Origin of the sequence: Micromonospora sp. NPDC007208, assembly GCF_042869175.1 — a bacterium.
Taxonomy (GTDB): domain Bacteria; phylum Actinomycetota; class Actinomycetes; order Mycobacteriales; family Micromonosporaceae; genus Micromonospora; species Micromonospora foliorum.
The window spans coordinates 257,294-278,188 of sequence record NZ_JBIAFG010000008.1 but is presented as its reverse complement, the minus strand read 5'-3'; the positions used below and the strand labels follow the sequence as shown (position 1 = coordinate 278,188).

General features: G+C 71.4%; 14 protein-coding genes. 8 read left to right on the top strand and 6 right to left on the bottom strand.

Annotated elements, in window-relative coordinates; all coding sequences use genetic code 11:
* Positions 1 to 15: 15 nt before the first annotated feature.
* Positions 16 to 762 (bottom strand): SDR family NAD(P)-dependent oxidoreductase, encoded by a 747-nt coding sequence (locus ACFYL6_RS18920; protein WP_387172650.1) that lies wholly within the window; start codon positions 760 to 762, stop codon positions 16 to 18.
* 159 nt (positions 763 to 921) lie between these two features.
* Here ACFYL6_RS18920 and ACFYL6_RS18915 point away from each other — a divergent pair, with 159 nt between their 5' ends.
* The 5 genes from ACFYL6_RS18915 to ACFYL6_RS18895 are packed head-to-tail and all read left to right on the top strand — an operon-like array spanning position 922 to position 8,315.
* The gene (locus ACFYL6_RS18915; protein ID WP_387172648.1) at positions 922 to 2,217 is read left to right on the top strand and encodes an ABC transporter substrate-binding protein; all 1,296 of its coding nucleotides are present in this window, start codon (positions 922 to 924) and stop codon (positions 2,215 to 2,217) included.
* A gap of 1 nt (position 2,218) precedes the next feature.
* Positions 2,219 to 3,139, top strand: a complete 921-nt coding sequence (locus tag ACFYL6_RS18910) for a carbohydrate ABC transporter permease (protein ID WP_387172646.1) — start codon at positions 2,219 to 2,221, stop codon at positions 3,137 to 3,139.
* Positions 3,136 to 3,957 (top strand): carbohydrate ABC transporter permease, encoded by an 822-nt coding sequence (locus ACFYL6_RS18905; RefSeq protein ID WP_387172644.1) that lies wholly within the window; start codon positions 3,136 to 3,138, stop codon positions 3,955 to 3,957. Before ACFYL6_RS18910 ends, ACFYL6_RS18905 begins: the two co-directional genes overlap by 4 nt.
* Positions 3,954 to 6,041, top strand: a complete 2,088-nt coding sequence (locus ACFYL6_RS18900; RefSeq protein WP_387172642.1) for an alpha-galactosidase — start codon at positions 3,954 to 3,956, stop codon at positions 6,039 to 6,041. Before ACFYL6_RS18905 ends, ACFYL6_RS18900 begins: the two co-directional genes overlap by 4 nt.
* Before the next feature lie 45 nt (positions 6,042 to 6,086).
* On the top strand, positions 6,087 to 8,315 hold the full coding sequence (locus ACFYL6_RS18895) for a glycoside hydrolase family 27 protein (protein ID WP_387172640.1): 2,229 nt from the start codon (positions 6,087 to 6,089) through the stop codon (positions 8,313 to 8,315).
* Positions 8,316 to 8,364: 49 nt separating this feature from the next.
* Here ACFYL6_RS18895 and ACFYL6_RS18890 read toward each other — a convergent pair whose 3' ends face one another.
* Positions 8,365 to 10,800, bottom strand: a complete 2,436-nt coding sequence (locus ACFYL6_RS18890) for an ATP-binding protein (protein WP_387172638.1) — start codon at positions 10,798 to 10,800, stop codon at positions 8,365 to 8,367.
* 97 nt (positions 10,801 to 10,897) lie between these two features.
* Positions 10,898 to 13,924 (bottom strand): S8 family serine peptidase, encoded by a 3,027-nt coding sequence (locus ACFYL6_RS18885; RefSeq protein ID WP_387172636.1) that lies wholly within the window; start codon positions 13,922 to 13,924, stop codon positions 10,898 to 10,900.
* Positions 13,925 to 14,146: 222 nt separating this feature from the next.
* On the opposite strand from ACFYL6_RS18885, the gene ACFYL6_RS18880 reads away from it, so the two are divergent.
* Entirely contained in the window at positions 14,147 to 14,953 is an 807-nt protein-coding gene (locus tag ACFYL6_RS18880) for a serine/threonine protein kinase (protein WP_387172634.1), read from the top strand.
* A 264-nt stretch (positions 14,954 to 15,217) separates the two neighbouring features.
* Here the strand turns inward: ACFYL6_RS18880 and ACFYL6_RS18875 are convergent, their stop codons facing one another.
* Both ACFYL6_RS18875 and ACFYL6_RS18870 read right to left on the bottom strand, forming a co-directional pair.
* Positions 15,218 to 16,468, bottom strand: a complete 1,251-nt coding sequence (locus ACFYL6_RS18875) for a DUF222 domain-containing protein (RefSeq protein ID WP_387172632.1) — start codon at positions 16,466 to 16,468, stop codon at positions 15,218 to 15,220.
* 321 nt (positions 16,469 to 16,789) lie between these two features.
* Positions 16,790 to 17,269, bottom strand: a complete 480-nt coding sequence (locus ACFYL6_RS18870; RefSeq protein ID WP_387172630.1) for a winged helix-turn-helix transcriptional regulator — start codon at positions 17,267 to 17,269, stop codon at positions 16,790 to 16,792.
* Between the two features lie 211 nt (positions 17,270 to 17,480).
* Here ACFYL6_RS18870 and ACFYL6_RS18865 point away from each other — a divergent pair, with 211 nt between their 5' ends.
* Positions 17,481 to 18,950, top strand: a complete 1,470-nt coding sequence (locus ACFYL6_RS18865) for an MFS transporter (RefSeq protein WP_387172628.1) — start codon at positions 17,481 to 17,483, stop codon at positions 18,948 to 18,950.
* 40 nt (positions 18,951 to 18,990) lie between these two features.
* On the opposite strand, the gene ACFYL6_RS18860 is transcribed toward ACFYL6_RS18865, so the two are convergent.
* On the bottom strand, positions 18,991 to 19,857 hold the full coding sequence (locus ACFYL6_RS18860; protein ID WP_387172626.1) for an oxidoreductase: 867 nt from the start codon (positions 19,855 to 19,857) through the stop codon (positions 18,991 to 18,993).
* A gap of 155 nt (positions 19,858 to 20,012) precedes the next feature.
* On the opposite strand from ACFYL6_RS18860, the gene ACFYL6_RS18855 reads away from it, so the two are divergent.
* Positions 20,013 to 20,894 (top strand): helix-turn-helix domain-containing protein, encoded by an 882-nt coding sequence (locus ACFYL6_RS18855; RefSeq protein WP_387172623.1) that lies wholly within the window; start codon positions 20,013 to 20,015, stop codon positions 20,892 to 20,894.
* Position 20,895 lies beyond the last annotated feature (1 nt).

Genomic DNA, 20,895 nt, shown 5'->3' with positions numbered 1-20,895 from the left:
GTCGGTATCGATCTCTCAGGCCGAGGCTTTCACCGCTGTCCAGCCACCGTCCACCACGAGGCTCGCGCCGGTGACGTACGCGGCGTCCGGCGAGGCGAGGAAGGCGACAGTGGCGGCCACCTCGTCCGGTGTGCCGAAGCGCTTCGCGACGGTCTCCGCGACGCTGCGCTGCCGGTCCTCTTCGGACACGTCGGCCCAGGCGGCGGTGAGGATCGGCCCGGGCAGCACGGTGTTGACCCGGACCTGCGGGCCGTACTCCACGGCGAGTTGGCGGCCGAGCGCGACCAGGCCGCCCTTGGCCGCGGCGTACGCGGGCCGGCCGGGCAACCCGACCAGCGCGTGCACCGAGGAGATCAGCACCACCGCGCCCGAGCGTGCCCGCAGGTCGTCCAGGCAGGCGCGGACGCCGAGGAACGAGCCGGTGAGGCTGACGCCGAGCTGGTGGTCCCAGGACTGGCGGCTGGTCTCGTGCGCCGGGGCGACCCGCACGGCGTACGCGGTGCTGACCAGGATGTCGATCGGGCCGAGGTGGTCCCGAACGGCGTGCACGGCGACGGTCCAGTCGGCCTCGTCGCTGACATCGCCCATTACGGACAGTGCACGGTGGCCGCGCGCGGTCAGTTCCTCGGCCAGCGGGGCCGGGTCGGCCACGTCGAGCAGCGCGACGCCTGCCCCCTCGGCGGCGAGCCGCCGGGCAATGGCCGCGCCGATCCCACCCATCGCACCAGTGACCAGCGCGTTCTTGCCGTCAAGCCGGCGCATAGGCTGATCCACCTGACCTCCGCCTTGGTCTCATCTAATCATTAATTACGAAGATATCTTGACAGCCGACGAGGGGCGATGCAACCTTCTCGTCACAGCATTCACATGGACGACACATCGCGTGGTGACGCTGAGTGTCGTAAAGGAAGGGATACCTCCGTGAGCGACTTCGACCCCGGTCGCCGGCGATTCCTTGGCCACCTCGGGCTCGCCGGCCTGGGCGCGCTCGGCGCCAGCTCGTTCCTCAGCGCGTGCGCCAGCTCCGCCAGCGGGCCGACGACGAGCAACGGCTCAGGTGCGGTCACCATCCAGTCCAACCTCTCCTCGCCGCAGGCCAAGGCCGCGATGGAGAAGCTGATCGAGACCTTCAACGCGCAGGGCAAGGGCACGGCGAGCCTCAACACGATCGCCTCGGAGACCTTCCGGACCCAGCTGCCGACCTACCTGACCTCGGCCAACCCGCCGGACCTCTACACCTGGTACGCGGGCTCGGTCGCCAACGACTACGCCAGCAAGAACCTGTTGCTGGACGTCTCCGAGGTCTGGAAGTCGCTGGACGACTACCCCCAGTCGCTGCGCACCCTCTCCACCGACGCCAGCGGCAAGCAGATCTTCGTGCCGATGAACAACTACTGGTGGGGCTTCTTCTACCGCAAGTCCAACTTCGCCAAGTGGGGCGTGCAGGAGCCGAAGACCTGGACCGAGTTCCTGGCTCTCTGCGAGACGCTGAAGAGCAAGGGCATCCCGCCGATCGGCATCGGCCTCGGCGACACCCCGTGGGTGGCCTCGGCCTGGTTCGACTACCTCAACATCCGGATCAACGGCGCGCCGTTCCACCGCGAGCTGCTCGCCGGCAAGCAGCGCTTCGACGACCCGAAGGTCAAGGCGGTCTTCACCCGCTGGCGCGAGGCCCTGCCCTACTTCGACCCCAAGGGCAAGGCGTACCCGTTCCAGGAGGCGACCACCGCGCTGCTGGCCGGCAAGACCGGCATGTTCCTGATCGGCACCTTCTTCGCCGACGCCGCACCCAAGGACGCGCTCGGCGACCTGGACTTCTTCCGGTTCCCGATCATCGACCCGGCGGTGCCGCTGGCCGAGGAGGCACCGACCGACGGCTTCTTCGCCAGCGCGAAGACCGCCAACCCGACCGGCACCAGGGCCCTGCTCAGCTACCTGGCCGGGGTTGAGGCCCAGGAGGCGTACGTCAAGGCCAGCTCCGGCATCGTGCTGCCGGCCAACCCCAAGGCCAAGGCGTCCGACTCGCCGCTGGTGGTCAAGGGCAAGGCGATGCTGAACGAGGCCAAGGAGCTGACCCAGTTCTTCAACCGCGACTCCAGCGACGCGCTCCAGCCGACCGCGGACACCGCGCTGACCAAGTTCATCGACAAGCCGGACCAGATCGACGCGATCCTGCGGGAGTGGCAGGCCGGCGCCGAGAAGGTCTTCAAGGGCTGACGTGACAGCAACGATCTCCACGACTTCGGTCACCCCCACCCGGCGGCGGCGACGGTCGGCTCGACTGTCGCCGCTGCTGGTGGCGTTCGTCCTCGTGCCGTTCGCGGTCGAGAGCGTCTGGGTTTTCTGGCCGGCGATCCAGGGCTTCTGGTTCTCCCTTACCCGCTGGGACGGGATGACGCCGCCGACCTTCGTCGGCACCGACAACTACGTCGAGCTGGCCGGCGACGCCACCTTCCGGGGTGCGCTGGTCAACACGGTGATCTGGTTGGTGCTCTTCGGCGGCCTCTCCGTGCTGGGTGGCTTCGGGATGGCGCTGGTCCTGCAGAAGGAGCGGCGTGGTGTCGGCTTCTACCGGGCCGCGCTGTTCACCCCTGTGGTGTTCTCACTGGTGGTGACCGCGCTGGTCTGGCGGGTCTTCTACCAGCCTGACGGCATCGCCGACACGCTGCTGCGGGCGGTCGGCCTGGAGCAGCTGATCCGGCCCTGGCTCGCCGACCCGCAGACCGCCCTGTACGCGGTGATCCTGCCCGCGCTGTGGCGGCAGATCGGCTACGTGATGGTGCTGTTCCTGGCCGGGTTGAAGGCGATCGACCCGGCGTTGCACGAGGCGGCCCGGATGGACGGCGCCAACGCCTGGCAGCGGCTACGGCACGTCACGATTCCCCAGCTCAAGGGGGTCAACGCCGTCGTGCTGTCGGTCATCGTGATCGACTCGCTGCGCTCGTTCGACATCGTCTGGTCGCTGACCAAGGGTGGGCCGTACCACTCGTCGGAGCTGCTCAGCACCTACATGTACTCGACCGCGTTCCAGAGCCTGCGGCTGGGTTACGCCTCGGCGATCGCTGTCGTGATCTTCGTGCTCGCGCTGGCCGTCATCCTCGGCTACCTGGTCCGCGCGTTCCGGGAGGAAGCGTCATGAACAAGCTCCGTACCGGGGCCTTCCACACCGGCATGATCCTGCTCTCGCTGCTCTGGCTGGGCCCGGTGCTCTGGGTGGTGGTGATGTCCACCCGGTCGTTCGACGACATCGCGGCGCACGGCGTGGGCAGTCTGCCCCGGTCGTTCACACTGGACACCTACCGGCAGGCGTGGACCGACGGCGGCGAGCTGCGCGCGCTGATCAACAGCATGCTTGTCACCGTCCCGTCGGTGCTGGTGAGCCTGGCGTTGGCCGCGATGGCCGCCTTCGCGCTGAGTCGCTTCCGGATCCCCGGGCGGCGGACGATCCTGCTGCTGATGCTCGCCGGCAACCTGCTCCCACCGCAGATCCTGCTCATCCCGGTGGCCAAGTTCAGCGAGCTGACCGGCCTGTACGACACGCTCTGGGCGTTGATCGCGGTGCAGGTCGGCTTCGGTCTCGGCTTCTACACCTTCGTCCTGCACGGCTTCATGCGGGACCTGCCGGGCGAGATCCAGGAAGCGGCCACCATCGACGGCGCCGGCACGGCGCAGATCTTCACCAGGGTGATGCTGCCGCTGACCCGACCCGCGCTGGCCGCTCTCGGGGCGCTCTCCTTCACCTGGATCTTCAACGACCTGCTCTGGGCGATCACCGTGCTGCGTACCGATGACAACATGCCGGTCACCCCGGCGCTGCTCGCCCTCCAGGGCCAGTTCGTCTCGTCCTGGAACGTCATCGCCGCCGGTACGGTCATCGCGGCCGTCCCCACCGTCGCGGTGTTCCTCCGCTTCCAGCGGCACTTCGTCTCCGGCCTGGCGCTCGGAGCGGTCAAGTGACCGCCGAGACCGGGCAGCGCTGGACGCTGCGGGGCACGCACACCGAGTACACAGTGACGGTGCCCGGGCACGGTCGCTGGCTGGAGCTTGTCGCGTGGGGGCCGCACGGCGTCTCCGACGGGCCCTCGCCGGTCGCCTACGACGGCCCGGTCCCGTTCCTCACCGCCGGGGACGCCGCCCCCATCGAGTACGCCACCGACGCCGACCGCCCGTTCACCGGCGCCGACCTGGTGATCGAGACCTCGAACGGGCAGCGCCGGGTGGGCTTCACGCACACCGACGCGCGGGTCGACGCCGACCAGCGGGAGCTTGCCGTCGAGTTCGCCGACCCGGTCACCGGGCTGCGCGCCACCGTGCATTACCGGGTGCCCGTCGGCACCGACGTGGTGCAGCGGTGGGTCGAGCTGACCAACGACGGCACCGACGCGCTGCGGGTCGTCCGGGCCGGATCGGGCGGGTTCTGCGTACCGACACCCCACGGCGCGCTGCTCAGCCACCAGTGGGGGCAGTGGGAGCAGGAGTTCCAGCTCTCCCACGTCGAGCTGGGCCACGGCACCTTCAGCATCGGCAGCTCCCAGGGCGTACCCGGGCATTTGCACGTGCCCTGGCTGGCCGTGCGCGACACCGCCGAGCCGGTCGGGCCGGCGTGGGGGATGGCGTTGGCCTGGACCGGCTCGTGGGAGATCAGCGCCGAGCGGGACACCGGCGGCCTGACCCGGGTCCGGGTCGGCCGTCAGCTGGTCGACGGCCCGCTGGAGTTGGCCGCCGGCGAGCGGCTGACCCTGCCGGTGGCCACCGGGGCGTACAGCCCGGACGGCCTGGACGGGCTGGCCCGGGTCTGGCACACCCACCAGCGGTTGTTGGCCGGGGAGCGGCTCAGCCCCCGCCCGGTGCTCTACAACTCCTGGGAGGCCACCTACTTCGCGGTCGAGGCGCAGAGTCAGCTCGCGCTCGCCCGAATCGCCGCCGAACTGGGCGTGGAGACGTTCGTCGTGGACGACGGCTGGTTCGTGGGCCGCAACGACGACACCGCCGGGCTGGGCGACTGGACACCCGACCCGGCGAAGTTCCCGGCCGGGTTCGACACGTTCATCGCCGACGTCCGCGCGCTCGGGCTGAACTTCGGGCTCTGGGTCGAGCCGGAGTGCGTCAACCCGAAGTCCTCCCTGTACGCCGAGCACCCGGACTGGGTCTACTCGGTCGACGGCCGGCCGCTCACCCCGGTCCGCAACCAGTACCTGCTCGACCTGGGCCGGCCGGAGGTCGCCGAGTTCGTCCACTCCACAGTCGACGGTCTGCTGCGCCGGTACGACATCGACTACCTGAAGTGGGACTTCAACCGGCCGCGTACCGAACCGGGTCGACCCGGTGGGGTCGGCCCGCTCGACCTGGACGGCGCGCACGTCGCCAACCTGCACCGCATCTACGAGCGGTTGCGCCGGGACCACCCCGGGGTGCTGATCGAGGCGTGCGCCGGCGGGGGCGCGCGGACCGACCTGGCGATGGCCGCCCGGGCCGACGTCTTCTGGCCCAGCGACAACACCGGTCCACTGGACCGGCTGGCCATCCAGTACGGCTTCCTGCACGCCAACGCCCCGCACCTGCTCAGCTCCTGGGTCACCGACGCGCCCGGCCTGTTCGACCCGCGACCCCGAACGCTGGCGTTCCGGTTCGTCCTGGCGATGGCGGGTGTGCTCGGCATCGGCGCGGACATCCGGGCGTGGACCCCGGCCGAGCGGGTCGAGGCGGCCGGTTGGATCGCCCGCTACAAGGAGATCCGGGACGTCGTCACGCACGGCGAGGTGCACCTGATCGGTGGCCCCGACCAGGCCCGCTGCGCGGTGCAGTACACCGCGCCGGACGAGAACCGGGTGGTCGTCCTGGCCTGGCACACCGGCCGGCTCGACGGTGCCGGGCTGCTTCCGTCCCGCCCGGTCCGGTTGCCCCTGCGCGGCCTCGACCCGACGGCCCGTTACGCGCACGGCGACCGGCACTACTCAGGCAGCCACCTCGCCACTGTCGGTCTGCCCGTGCAGTGGAGCGCGACCCACGACGCCGACCTCATCGTGCTGACCCGCGACTGAGATCGGAGCACCACCACCCCACCCCCGAGGGACAGGAGTACCTCCATGCGCCTGAACCGACCGCTGACCGCTGCCCTGGCCGTGCTCGGCCTGGGCCTGGCCAGCCCGATGCCGGCGATGGCCGGCCCACCCCACGTCGCCTCACCCCACGCCGGCTCGCCGCAGGCCGGTCATGGGCCCGGTCGCCCCGGCCACGCCCCGGCGGCCACCGGCGCGGAGGACCAGGGCGCGCCGACCTTCTTCAACAGCGGCCTCGCCCCGACGCCCTACCAGGGCTGGAACACCTACTTCGGCCTCGGTGGCGATCCCACCGAGGCCGAAGTACGGGCGGTCACCGACTACATGGTCCACAGTGGCCTACGGGACGCCGGCTACACCTACGTCTGGATCGACGGCAACTGGGCCGCGCCCACCCCGCGCAACGAGGCCGGTCAGCTCGTCGCCGACCCGGCCCGCTTCCCCGGTGGAATGGCGGCGCTGGCCGCGTACATCCACAGCAAGGGGATGAAGGCCGGCATCTACACCGACGCCGGCCCGTACCTGCCGGGGCAGTGTGGGCTCGGCAGCAACGGCCACTACCAGGCGGACATCGCCCAGTTTGCCGGCTGGGGCTTCGACGCGCTCAAGGCCGACTGGCTCTGCGGCCGGGCCGCCGGCCTCGACCCGGAGACCACCTTCCGGGAGTTGGCCGAGGCGGTACGCCAGTCGCCCCGGCCGATGCTGCTCAACATCTGCAACCCGGTCAGCTCGGACTGGGGCGGTGGCCCGTACACCCCGGAGCAGCTCTCCACCTGGAGCTACACGTACGCGCCCACCATCGCCGACTCGTGGCGGACCTACACCGACGTGGGGCTCACCGACCCGAGCCCGCAGTGGGCGTACCCGTGGGTGCTGCGCAACATGGACGTCAACGCGTACCACCCGGCGGCCACCGGGCCGGGGCACTACAACGACCCGGACTACCTGCTGCCCATGCGCCCGCTGCCCGGCGGCGGGTACGAGTTGAGCCTGGACGAGTCCAAGACGCAGCTCGGCATGTGGGCCATCATGGCCGCGCCGCTGGTGATCGGCTCCGATCCGCGTGGCCTGCCGAAGGAGATGATCTCGGCGCTGACCAACCCGGAGATCATCGCGGTGGACCAGGACCCGCTGGTCCGGCAGGGCGTCAAGGTCGCCGACACCGGCACCGACGCGCAGGTCTGGAGCAAGGTGCTCGCCGGCTCCGGCAAGCGGGCCGTGGCGCTGCTCAACCGGCACGACACCGCCCAGCAGATCACGGTGAACTTCGCCGACGTCGCCCTCGGTGGGTCGGTCAAGGTCCGTGACCTGTGGTCCCGCTCCACCGTGGACGCCCAGCCGGGCACCCCGGGCGAGCAGCCGTTCACGGGCTCATACACCGTCGAGGTGCCCGCGCACGGGGTGGCCATGCTCGGCCTGACCGGCACCGACCAGGTCGCCGGCGCCGACCTCGGTGGCACCGCCAGCGCCAGCCCGGCGCTGGTCCGGGTCGACGACACGCACGCCACCGCCTTCGTCCGCGACGCTTCCGGTGCGCTGGCGATGAACACCCGCACCGGCGCGACCTGGGGGAGCCGGTGGACCTCCCTCGGCGGCCCGGTCGGCGGCCGGATCCTCGGCCAGCCGGCGGCGTACGGCTCCGCCGATGGGCGGCTCGACGTCTTCGTCCGCGGCACCGACAACGCCGCCTGGCAGCGCAGTTACGTCGCCGGCAGCTGGGGGCCGTGGCGCAGCCTCGGTGGCACGCTGACCGACGCGCCCACTGTTGCCTGGACCAGCCCGACCCAATGGACGCTCGTCGCCCGCGGTGCCGACGGCAAGCTCTGGTCACGTACGCCGAGCGCCGGCTGGACCGGCGTCGGTGCTCCCGAGAACCGGCCGTTCTACGGTCGGCCGAGCGCGGTCGTCGACGACGCCGGCGTGCTGCACGTGGCAGTGCGCAGCCGCACCGACGAGGTGTGGTGGAGCAGCCGGACCGGCACCACCTGGTCGGCCTGGACCAACCTGGGCGGCACCACCAGCGGCAGCCCGACCCTGCTCGCCACCTCCGGCCGGGTCTACCTGTTCGCGCTGGCCGCCGACAACCGCCTCTGGCAGCGCAATCTGGCCGACGGTGCCTGGGGCGGCTGGTTCCGACGCGGTGAGTTCACCACCGACGCGTTCCGGGGCGCCCCCGGGGCCGCCGCCGGTGCCAACGGCAGCGCCTGGCTGGCGGTACGCGGCGTGGACGACCGGGTGCACCAGATCGTCCTCTGATCCACGGTGGCGGGCCGTCGACCGGCGGCCCGCCACCCAATCACCTGGCTCAGGCCGGGACGAGTTCCCGGCATCGGCGCAGGGCGGCCTGGGCCAGCGGCGCGTCCCGGCCCGCGATCCCGGCCTCCAGTTCGGCTACCGCTCCCGCGGCCCGCCCCGGATCACCGGCTGCGGCTGCCGCCTCTGCCAGCACCAACACGGCCTCGGCGGCCCACACCAGGATGCCCTTTCCGCGTACCAGCGTCAGCGCCTCCGCCGCGTGCCGGGTGGCCTCGTCCGGACGCCCGGCCACTGTGAGCCGGGCCAGCGCCGAGAGCGCCTGCACCAGCGGCCAGATCGCACCGACCCGCCGGGCGTCGGCCACCACCTCCCGCAAGGCCCGTCCCGCGTACTCGAAGTCGGTGCTGCCTTCGTCGCTGCCGGCGGTACGGGCCAGCACGGTCGCCAGTTCGGCCCGCGCGTCCAGCAGGGTGACCGGCATCCGCTCGGCGTTGGCGACCAGCCGGCTGAGCCGCTCGGCGAGCCCGTCCAGCCGGCCGGCGGCCCGGTCCAGTGACAGTTCGGTCGCCTCCACCAGGGACGTCAGCCGCTCGTACCCGGTCTCGTCGACAAGCGCCCGACCGGCCGCCAGCAGCGCGTCGGCCTGCTCCGGGTGGCCGGCGTGCAGCGCGCCCTGTGCCCAGTTCAGGCAGGCCCGCGCATGCTCGCGGGGTCGGTCGGCCAACTCGGCGGACGCGCGCAACTCGGAGATGATCGCCCAGGCCGCCGGGTCGCCCAACTCCAGCAGCAGCGAGGCTCGGGCGATGCGGACCGCGAGGTGCGCCGCCGGATCGCCGCTGGCCGCCGCGGCGGTCTCCGCCTCCGCGCACCTGGCCAGGTGGTCGTCGACGTGCCGGCCGACGACGGTGTCGGGGGCCGCCAGCACCGCGAGCGCCGGGGCCTTGCGGCGCGGTGCGCGCAGGTACGGCACGGCACGCTCGATCTCGGTGTACCCGCGCAGCGCCTCGCCCTGCTGCCGCAGCATCCGGCCGAGCACCAGACCCAGCTCACCTCGGGCGCCCGGCGGCAGCCGCCGGTCGGCGAGCAGCCGTTCCAGCACCGGGATCGCCTCGGCCTGGCTGAGTCCGTCGATGGCCGACCGGCCCAGCTTGGCGGCGAGCCGAACCCGTACCGGCCGGGGCAGCTCGGCGATGTCCATCGTCTGGAGCAGGAAGCTGGCGGCGGTCGCGTCGTCGCCGCGCTCGGTGGCCAGGTCGGCGGCGGCCTCGGCGTTGCGGACGAAGTCGGCCCCGCTGCCGGCCCGACGGTAGTGGTGCGCCAGCTGAGCCACCGGCCTCGGCAGTTCCTGTTCCAGCACTCGCGCCACCCGCAGGTGCAGCCACTCCCGGCTCTCCCGGGGCACCAGGTCGTACACCACCTGTCGGGCCAGGTCGTGGCGGAACCGCAGACCGTCCCCGGCGTCGTGCAGCAGGCCCGCCCGGTGTGCGGTGGTCAACGCAGCGCCGATCGCCATCCGGTCCAGGCTGAGCACCGAGGCGAGGATGCGCTGATCGGGCGCCATCCCCAGTACGGCCGCCGCGCCGAGCACCTCCCGGGTGGCCTCGTCGAGCGGGCGCAGCCGCCAGAGCAGCACGTCACGGAGGACGAACGGGACGCTGTCGTCGGCCAACGGGTCGCCGCCCCGCTCGGCGAGCGTACGCAGCACCTCCTCGACCACGAACGGGATGCCGGCGGTGCGGTCGAGCAGGGTGGCGGTCAGCTGCTGCGGCGGATCGTCGAGCCGCAGGGTGCGGGCCGCCAGCCGGCGTACGTCGTCGGCGTCCAGCGGGCCGAGCGCAACGCGCGTGACGCTCCACGGGGGAGTCCGCGCCAGGGCGTCGTGGATCGGCGTACTGCTTCCCGGTGTCGCCGTACGCGCGGTCAGCACCACGGCCAGCCCTTCCACCGGGTGTGTGCTCAGGTAACGGAGGAGTTCGCAGGTCGCCGGGTCGGCCCAGTGCAGGTCTTCCAGCAGAAGGGTGGCGGGGCTCAGCGCGGCGAGCACCGCCGCGACGGCGCGGAGCAGGCGGTGTCGCTCGGCCGCCGGGTCGGTCAACGGGGGCGGCGCGTCCGGCAGTACGTCGGCCAGTTCTGGCAGCAGTGGCGCGAGGGCGCCAGCCACCGGGCTGAGCGGACCGAGTTGGTCGGCGCCGCCCCGGATCGCGTCCAGCAGCACGCCGAGTGGGAACGGCTCGGGCACGTCGTCACACTCGCCGACGAGGTGCCGGCCGGGAAGTTCGGCGAGCAGTTCGGCGACGAGTCGGCTCTTGCCGATCCCGGGCTCACCCTCCAGCAGGATCAGGCAGGGTGGGGTGGCGACGAGCCGGCGTAGCTGGGCCAACTCCGCCGCTCGGCCGACGAACTCGACCGGCCCGCGCAGACGTTCGGGGCGGACGGGAGTTGGGCTCCCGCCGCCCCGTGTCTTGTCCTTGTCGCCGTCGATCACCGTGGGCCGAGCAGATCACCTCTGTCCGGCGCGGCGGTGGGCCGGCGGGCCGGCGGTGACCTGGGTCACAAACCGAACCGCCGGCCCGTCTACACGGTCAGGACTGGACGGTGACCGGCACGGTCTTCAGCGAGCCGTCACCGTTGCGGAACTCCAGCACTCCGAGGTAACGCTGACCCGGGGCGAGACCGAACCAGCGCAGGGTCAGGTTCGCCGTCGCGCCCGGCTGCACGCTGCGCTGCTTGGGGTCGATGGTGAACCGGCCGGTGGACGTGTTCGGCGCGCCCGGCAGGTAACTGGTCACGGTGTACGCGTTAGCGCCGTCCTTGATGTTCTCGGTGAACTCCTGCTCGACGACCACGATGTAGTCCCCCGCGCCGTCCGGCAGGGTCACCTTGGCGCCGTCCCGGCCGCTGGCCGTGGCGGTGACGAACTTCCCGAACTTGTCGTAGACGTTGAGGCTGAACTCGGTGCACTCCATCACCCCCTCCTCGTCGTCCCAGTCGATGTGGGAGCAGGTGGGCCGCTGCGACGTCACCTGGACGAGGGGGCTGCGGGTCCCGGCCGGCACGTGCAGGGTGGTCCTGCTGATCGACGCGGGAAGCGGCACCGGCAGGTTGTTCGACGTGCTCCAGTCCCAGCTCGGCCCGTCGCCCTTGAGGGTGACCACGTTGCTGGTGCCCGAGGTCAGGCCGGAGAGCTCGGAGATCAGCTGACCCTGGTAGCCGACCTCGGCGGCGATCCGGACGCTGCCGAAGGTGCCCTTGCCGGTGATGGCGTCGGGGGCGACCAGCCCGGAGTTGTGCACGACCAGCGGGCTGCGTACCGCGTGCTTGTACTGGTCGCGCCAGGTCAGCGAACCGTCGGTCCAGGTGTCGAACGCGCCACCGGTGTTGGTGACCTCAACGGTGAAACGGGCGCTCTTGCCCGCCCCGATCTGCAGCTTCTTCGGGGTGACCTTGACCTGGTAGCCCGGCGGGGCCTGCACCGACGAGGAGTAGGTGCTGGTCTTGTCGCTGACGTTGGTGACCGTGCGGGTCACCGTCTGCTTGCCCACCATCCGGCCCAGCGAGATGGACGGGTAGTTGAGCTGTGCCGTGTCGATCGCGCCGGCCGTGTCGCAGCCGTCCAGGTCACCGAGCCCGTAGTCGCTGCCACGGTCGGCGGACACCCCGCACAGGTACTGGATCCAGTCCTGCTGGTTGGAGTCGTAGACCAGACCCGGGTCGAAGGCGCTTCCCGGCTCGACCTGGCCGGCACCGTAGTTCAGCGGAGTCGCGTCGTACGTGCCGATCTTGATCGGGTTGCCCTTGTCGGTCCTGTCCACCGCGCTGGTCATCAGCGCCGAGCGGACCGCCGCCGGCGACCAGCCGGGGTGCTTGGCCAGCAGCAGGGCGGCGATACCGGCAATGTGCGGCGCCGCCATCGAGGTGCCCGACTCCAGCGCGAAGTCGTTGCCGCCGATGGACGGGGAGAACGCGGCCACGATGTCCTGACCGGGCGCGCTGATGTCCGGCTTGAGCAGCTCACCGGCGTTCAGGTTCGACGGGCCCGCCGAGGAGAACGCGGCGACCGCGGGCGCCTCGACCGTCTCCAGCTTGCTCGGTGAGATGGTCGCCGTGGCATTGCCCTTGGCGACGTACGCGGTGACCGTGGCCAGGTCGACCTCGTTGATGTGCACGGTCGGCACGGCCTGCACGTCGGCGTTCAGGGAGTTCAGCTCGTCGTTGTACAGAACCATGCCGACGCCGCCGGCCCGCGCCACCTCGATGCTCTTGTCGGTACGCGGGATCTCGCCGCGCAGGCAGAGCACGATCGCGCCCTTGACCTTGGCCGGATCCAACGTGTCGTCGGCGCAGAGGCCGGCACCGTAGGCGCCGTCCGGGTCGATTGCGCTGTCCTTCGCGAAGACCAGTCGGGCCGGCCCGACACCGGTCTCGCCCATGCCCACACCGGCGATGGTGGTGCCGTTGCCGAGGGTGAGCTTCCGGGTGTTCTGCCGGTCGGTCGTGCTCGCGGCCACAGTGGTCAGCCAGGGCGTCGAGTTGTCGACGGTGTTGGCGAACGGGCCGGAGTTGCCGGCGGCGGCGGCGACGAACACCCCGGCGGCGGCCGCGTTGAAGAACGTCGCGTCGACCGCCCCGAACCGCTCGGTGTCGTCACCGATCGAGTAGTTGATCACGTCGACGCCGTCCGCGACCGCGTCGTCGATGGCGTGCACGATGTCGATGTCGGTGCCGGTCGCTCCGCCCGCACCGTTGTCGTACAGCGCCTTGTAGATCGCCAACCGCGCGGCCGGCGCCATGCCGGAGATCATGCCCAGGTCCTGGGTGCCCGACGTGGCCCGCACGCCGTGGATGCCGGCCGCGGTGCTGGCGGTGTGGGTGCCGTGGCCGTTGCGGTCGCGCGGCGAGGAGTAGTCGTCCGGGAACGCGTCGGCGATGCCACTGTCGTTGTACCAGCGCGCACCGATCACCTTGTTGTTGCAGGTGACCGGCGCCTCGACGCCGACGTCGCAGGTGCCCTTCCACTTGGCGTCGATGACGGCCTGGTCGGGGCGCGGGCTCGGCAGCGGTGCGAAGCTCGCGCTCTCCGGCCAGTAACCGCTGTCGATGACCCCGATGATCACGCCCTCACCGGCGTGGGAGTCTCCACCGAACTCCTTCTTCCACACCCCACCATTGCCGGTCAGGCCCAGGTAGTCGGGGGTGTGTGAGGTGGCGGCGTGCACCTTCTGGCTCTCGTACACCGCTCGGACACCCTTGGTGGCGCGCAGCCGGGCGGCCTGCGGCCCGGTCAGGTCGGCGGCGAAGCCGTTGAACGCGGTCTCCATGGTCACGCGGGTGCGCTCGGCTGGCACGCCGACGTGGTCCAACACCGACTTACGCTGCCGGCGCAGGTGATCCCGGTACGCGTTGGCGCTGCCGGACGTGCGGTTCAGCTTGGCCCCGTCGGCCGGCTTGGTCGCCGCGATCCCGGGAACCCCGCCGGTGTAGGTGGCCAGCGGCTCCTCGGCGAGCTGGACGAGGTAGCGGGCGGTCGGCCCACTGCCTGCCGGCGCGGCGCTGGCGCTGGCAGGCAGGCTGGTCAGACCGGCCGCGGTCAGCGCCACGGCGGCCAGCATGCTGACCCCGTACCTGGCCCGTCCGGTCCGATGTGCGTTCGGTTGTGGCACGTCGTTGCCTCCACGTTCGGTGCCGGCCGCCACGACTGATGACGGTGGCCGAAACCTAGGATCGGTACCGATCATCGAGAAGCACCCGTAACCTGCCTGTCATCTTGGAAACAAGCTCGTAACACAACGGGTACTTTGCGCGTCATTTCGGAGCGCCGACATGGGGGATCCATGCCATTTGGCCGGTTGCCCGTGCCGTCGGTCGAGTCGGCCTTCGTGGTCTTCGACGCCCAGGACTCCGGATGCCTGTCCTACGGGGTCGAGGAGGCGGGCCGCCGCTGGCTCGTCAAGACGGCCGCCACGGTCGAGGGCCAAGCATCCCTCGACCGGGCCGTCGCGGTGCACGCCGCCGTACGCCACCCGGCCATCGTCCGTCCCAACCGGACGATCCACGGCGCGGCTGGTCCGACTCTCGTCTACCCCTGGTACGACGGCACCGTCCTGAACCACGCCACCGTGCACGGCGCGGACCGCAGCGGGCTGACCCGCTTCCAGCACCTGCCGGTCCCGGAGGTCGAGGTGGCGCTCGACGTGATCCTCGACGCCCACCTCGCCGTCAGCGCCGCCGGCCTGGTCGCGGTCGATCTCTACGACGGCTGCTTCCTGTACGACTTCGCCGCCAGCCGGATGCGGCTGATCGACCTCGATGAGTACCGCCCCGGTCCGTTCGTACTTGCGGCGGATCGGCTGCCCGGGTCGCGTCGCTACATGGCGCCGGAGGAGTTCACCCGCGGCTCGGTCATCGACGAACGGACAATGGTGCACGCCCTCGGCCGCACGCTGCACCACCTACTCGATTCGCCGCACGCCGCAGGGGATGCCGCCAAGCACCGGCGTGATGCAGCGGGGGCGTGGCGGGGCAACAGCGACCAGCGTCGGGTCGTGGAACGAGCGACGAGGCTGGCGCCGGCCGCCCGGTACCCCAACGTGCCAGCACTGGTCTGCGCCTGGCGGCTGGCGACGCCCCGAACCGGGTAGTGGCGCGTTTCCCAGGGTGGCCCAGGCGTCCAGTCACGTCGGATTTCGGCGGGCGTCGGGCAGCTTCGCGCAGCTTCAGGCGCCGCGGAACACCCGGAGCGTTGTGAGTCGTTGAGCAGGCGCAGCAGCCCATGTGTCCCGTCGAGCAGACCGAGCGCAGCGCCGGTCCAGGCCCGGCAACCTGGGAGCAAGCCCTCTAACTCGGAACAGCGCGCGGATGTGGTTGTCCGGCTTGAGGGGCTGCTCGGCATCGGCTGGTTGCTCCTACGTTCGTCGGTGGTAGTGGTTGCGGCGGGGGACCTGTTCGGGGTCGAGCCAGGCGGGTGGGATGAATTCGGGGTGGCCGTCGCCGGCGAGTTGGACGGTCCAGTCGCTGTGGTGCAGGTGTCGGTGGTGGTGGCCGCAGAGCAGGACGGCGTTGTCGAGGCTGGTGGTGCCGCCGTCGGCCCAGTGTCGGATGTGGTGGGCGGCGCACCAGCGGGGCGGGCGGTCGCAGCCGGGGAAGGCGCAGCCGCGGTCGCGCAGGACGAGGGCGCGGCGCAGTGGGCCGGTGATGAGGCGGCGTTGTCGGCCGACGTCGAGTGGTTGGCCGGCGCCGCTGAGGACGGCGGGTAGCAGGGTGGCGTGGCAGGCGAGTCGGCGCACCGTTTCCGGGGTGAGTTGGAGGCCGGTGTCGAGGGTGCCGGCGCCGAGCGTTGCCGTGAGCGCGTCATAGGGGGTGGTGACGACGATCTGCGCGGAATCGCCACCGCTGTCGGGCAGCTCGCCGGTCCGCAGGGCGAGTCGGCAGAGGTCGGCGAGGGCGTCGTGGCGTCGCTGACCGGGGGACCGGGAGTCGTCCGGTCCGGACGGGGAGGTCAGTGGGTCGATGGCGGCGCGGAACAGGCCGGCGGCCTCCGCGTCGAGGGTGGCGGTGAGTCGGAGTCGACCGTCGGTCTGCTCGGACAGTGTGAGGTGTCGGTCGCGGTTGGCGCGGCGTGCTTCGGTTTCGAGGGCGGCCTGGGCGGCGGCGTCGGCGATGTCGGGGGCGACGTGGTCGAGGATGCGGGTGCCGAGTTTGCGCAGCAGGGTGGGGTCGAACTGCCGGGCCCAGTCGGTGAGCACACCAACGGCCTTGTCGGCGGCTTCCTGCCCCGCTGAGGTGTGCACCGTCGTGACGGTGTCGGCGATGACCCGCGCCTGGTCGAGGGTGATCCGGCCGTCAGCCAACGCGTGTCGGATGTCGGGGTTACTGGTGTCGAGGGTGGCGGCGAGGTCGACGAGCCGGCGGGCGGCGGGGATGGTGAGTCGCAGGCGTTCGCGCAGCCACACCGTGGTGCTGGAGGCGCCTTGGGCGCGGGCGGTGCCGCGGCCGTCGAGCTCGCGGATCAGGGTGAGGGTGACGGCGGCGAGGCGTTGCTGAAGGCGGTGCGCGGCGTCGAGCGCCGCGACCAACTCGTGCTCCGGGAGGGCCCAGGCGGGGGCGTCGACGCCGGCGGCGACCGCCTCGTCTGCCTGCGCCAACTCCTCGACCATGACCCGAGACTAGAACAGGTGTACGACACTTTCAGTCACCATGATCGATTGAATTGACGGCACGCGGCGTGGAGGTGGCAGGCCCCGCTGCGACTGCACAATGCCGGCAGTTCTGCTTCGGTGGGGTCGTAGTGAATGCCGTCACCGCTCGGCTCCTCCGCTGCGGCTTCGGGTGGCCCTTCGGCAAGCGTTTCCGAGAGGCAAGGTGCGGGCGACGCGATGCGGCGTGCGAGTGCCGTACCTCAAAGCGAGGCGGCGTGTGAGACGACAGGGGCGCGACGCGGCATGGTCGCGGCCGGGCCGAGGTCGCGACCTGGAGTGTCAGTCGCGCCTGACGAGGCCCGGGCCGGCGATGATGTCGATGTCGCCGTCCGCGATCTCGTGGCCGGCGGCGCAGCGGAGCACCGCGCGGATCGGCTCGCCGCAGTCGTGGTGGGTGGCGACGATGGAGGGGCCGGTGTCGGTGGCGGCCCAGGTGTCGCCCCAGTTGCGCAGTGCGGTGATGACGGGCAGGAGTTCGCGGCCCTTGCGGGTGAGTTGGTACTCGTGGCGGGTGCGCTGCCCCGGCTCCCGGTAGGGGATTCGTTCGAGCAGCCCGGCGGTGACCATCTCCTTGAGTCGGGCGGCCATGGCGGGCTCACCGACGCCGACCCGGCGGACGAAGTCGTCGAAGCGGCGCGTGCCGAGCAGGGCCTCCCGCATGATCAGGACCGTCGACCGGCTGCCCACGATGTCCATCGCCCGGGCTACCGAACAGTTCTCGCTCGTCCAGGATTCGCGGTCGTCTCGTAGGTCCTCCATGCCATCCAGCCTACCTGACTTGCGTGAGGGCTAGCCAGGTGCTTCACTGGGGCGTGCTGACTTCAGCAAACGCAAGTCAGACCATCAGCCTGAAGGATCTTCAGTGACCACCAGCGCCACAGCCCCGACTCCACCGGGAGCGACCCCACCCGGGCCAACAGCAACCGGGCCGGCCGGCACCGCCCGCTCAACCTTGCGCGGTTCCCGCCCGGTGACCCTGATCGCCATGTGTCTGGGCGCGATGATCACGTTCCTGCAGATCACCGCGACGGTCTCCGCGCTGACCACGATTCAGCGGGACCTGCGGGTCGACCCGACCACAGTGGTCTGGATTCCCAGCGCCTACACCCTGATGGTGGCGAGCGTCGTGCTGTCCGCGGCGACCCTGGGCAGCCGCTACGGGCGTAAGCGCATGTTCGGCGCCGGGGTCGTCGCGATGATCGTCGGCGCAGGTGTCGTGGCTGGCGCTCCGACCGTGGCCTGGGTGATCGTCGGGCAGTTGGTGGCCGGTCTCGGTGGGGCCCTGATCCTGCCGAACAGCCTGGCGATCCTCGGCGCGACCTTCACCGACCCGCACCGACGGACAGAGGTCATCACCGCCTGGTCGGCGGCGTCCGGCATCGGGCTCGCGATCGGCCCACTCATCGCGGGCACCCTGCTACGGCACTACCAGTGGCACAGCGTCTACCTGTCGACGATCGCGCTGGGCCTGGTCACCCTCATCGTCGCCGCCGTCGGGGTAGCCGAGTCCCGCCCGAACGTCGCCCGACTCGACGTGCCCGGCCTGCTGCTGGGCACCGTCGCCATCGCGGCCGCCGTCTACGCGCTGATCCAGGGCGGCAAGGTCGGCTACACCAGCCCGGTGGTGTCGACGGCCTGGGTGGTCGCGGTCGTCGCACTTGTGGCGTTCGTGCTGGTCGAGCTGCGGACCAGCGCGCCGATGCTCGACGTACGGCTGTTCCGGTCCGCGTCGTTCAGCGCTGTCATGGTCGTCGGCGCGGTGTCGCTGTTCGGTTTCACCGGCGTGGCGATCCTGCTGGTCCTCTTCCACGAACGAGCGCAGGCGCTCAGCCCGCTGGACACCGGCTGGCGGATGCTGGTGCTCTTCGGCGCCTACGTGCTTGTCGCCTTCGGTGCCGGGCGCGCGATCCGTCGTACCGGATTCAAATTGCCGTTGACCCTCGGCCTGGTCCTCGGTGCAGTCGCCAGCTTCGCGCTGGCGAACCAGGGGCCGACCACGTCGTTCGGTCACCGTTGGGCGTTGTTCGCGTTGTTCGGCGCGGCCAGCGGTCTGGTGGTGGCCCCGGCGACGGCGGCAGCGTTGGCAAGCGTCGCGCCCGCCCAGGCCGGCATGGCCTCCGGGGCGGTCAACGCCGCCCGCCAGGTCGGCTCGGTGCTCGGCTCGTCCCTGCTCGGCACGCTCCTCACCACCACGATGGTTGCCGACCTGCCGGACCGGCTCGCCGCGCACCAGGTGGGCGAACCCACCCGTACCGCAGTGCAGGCGGCGGTGGCCTCCGGCGCCAACGGCCACCAACCGCTGCCCGACCCGGTCCGGGCGGCGATCGCCGAGGCGCTGACCTCCGGTGTGCAGGCCGGGTTGCGGATCAACGGCGTCGTCTTCCTGGTCACCGCCGTGCTGGCGCTCACCCTCATCCGCAACCGGCCGCACCAGCACTAGCTAGGCCGCACCAGCACTAGCTAGGCCGCACCAGCACTAGCTAGGAAGCCAGCCCGTTCAACTCCTCGACGGCGTCGGCCGGCAGTTTCAGGTCGGCCGCCGCCATGTTCTCCCGCAGGTGCGCCACGCTGGAGGTGCCGGGGATCAGCACGATGGTGGGGGAGCGCTGGAGCAGCCAGGCGAGGGCGACCTGCTGCGGCGAGGCGCCCAGCCGGGCGGCCACGCTGTCGAGCGTGTCGGACTGCAACGGTGTGAACCCGCCGAGCGGGAAGAACGGCGCGAACGCGATGTTCTCCGCCGCGCACCTGTCGACCAGGGCGTCGTCCTGCCGGTTGGCGACGTTGTAGAGGTTCTGCACCGTGACCACCGGCGCGATGGCCTGGGCCTCGGTGAGCTGGTCGACCGTGACGTTGCTGAGCCCGAGGTGCCGGATCAGGCCCTCCTGCCGCAGTTCGGCCAGGGCGGTGAACTGCGCACCGAGCGGCGCTTCGCCGGTGCCCTCCGCGACGCCTACCCGCAGGTTGACCACGTCGAGCACGTCCAGGCCGAGGTGTTCCAGGTTCTCCCGGACCTGGGCCTTGAGTTCGTCCGGCTCCAGGGCCGGGATCCAGGAGCGGTCGGCGCCGCGGCGCGCGCCGACCTTGGTGACCAGGTGCAAACCCTGGGGGTACGGGTGGAGCGCCTCGCGGATCAGCTCGTTGACCACGAAAGGTCCGTAGAAGTCGCTGGTGTCGATGTGCCGGACGCCCAGGTCGACGGCCTCGCGGAGTACGGCGAGCGCCTGCTCGCGGTCGCGGGGCGGGCCGAAGACACCCGGGCCGGCCAACTGCATCGCCCCGTAGCCCATCCGGCTCAGGGTGAGGCCGTCAGCGGGGGTGAGGGCACCGCCGGGAAGGTTCTCGCTCATGTCATCCTCTGTCCGTCGTCGTCGTGACATCCGGGGCCGCTCGGAACCGGCCCTCCGACGACTGTGCGCCGGCATCCACCCGGGCGGCAGGGCGAGGTGTTCCTGGTAGTGACACAGCCAGTCACCGGGCCGCCCGGCGATCTACCGTCGGTGGCATGGACGCAACGAACCCGCTCGGCGACTTCCTGCGTGCCCGCCGGGAGCAGACCCGGCCCGAGGACGTCGGGCTCGGCCCGGGCGTGGGCCTGCGGCGGGTGCCGGGGCTGCGGCGCGAGGAGGTGGCGATGCTGGCCGGCATCAGCGCCGACTACTACCTCCGGTTGGAGCAGGGTCGCGAGCGGCATCCTTCGGTGCAGGTCCTCGATGCCCTCGCCGGGGTGCTGCGGCTGGACCCGGAGGCGACCGCGTACATGATCGGGTTGAGCCGTGCGCGGTCGCGCCGGGCGGCCCGACCGGCCGCCGAGCGGGTGCCGACCAGCATCCTGCACCTGCTGCGGCAGCTCTCCATGCCGGCGTTCGTGCAGAATCGCTACCTCGACATCCTGGCCTCGAACCCGATGGCGAGGGCTCTGTCGCCCAATCTCGCTCCGGGTTCGAACCGACTGCGCGCGGTGTTCCTCGACCCGGCGGAGCGGGAGTTGTTCCGCGACTGGCGGCAGGCGATGCAGAGCGTGGTGGGGCAGATGCGTGCCGACTCGGTCGCGGCCACCGACGATCCCCGATTGGCGGCGCTGGTGGGGGAGCTGTCCCTCAAGAGCGACTGCTTTCGGCAGCTGTGGGCGCGCCACGAGGTGCGTCGGCGGGAGGGCGTGGTCAGCCGGCTGCACCACCCCGAGGTGGGCGACCTCGACCTGTACTGCGACAAGCTCGCGGTGGCGGGCGCCGACGGGCAGCTTCTGGTGATCTACCACGCCGAGCCCGGTACGGAGTCCGCCCGCTCGTTGGCGCTGCTCGGCTCGATCGCCGCCAGCACCGCTGACGACGCGCCGGACAGCCTCCGACCCGGTGACCCCGCCCGCCTCTATCCGCTGGAGTGAG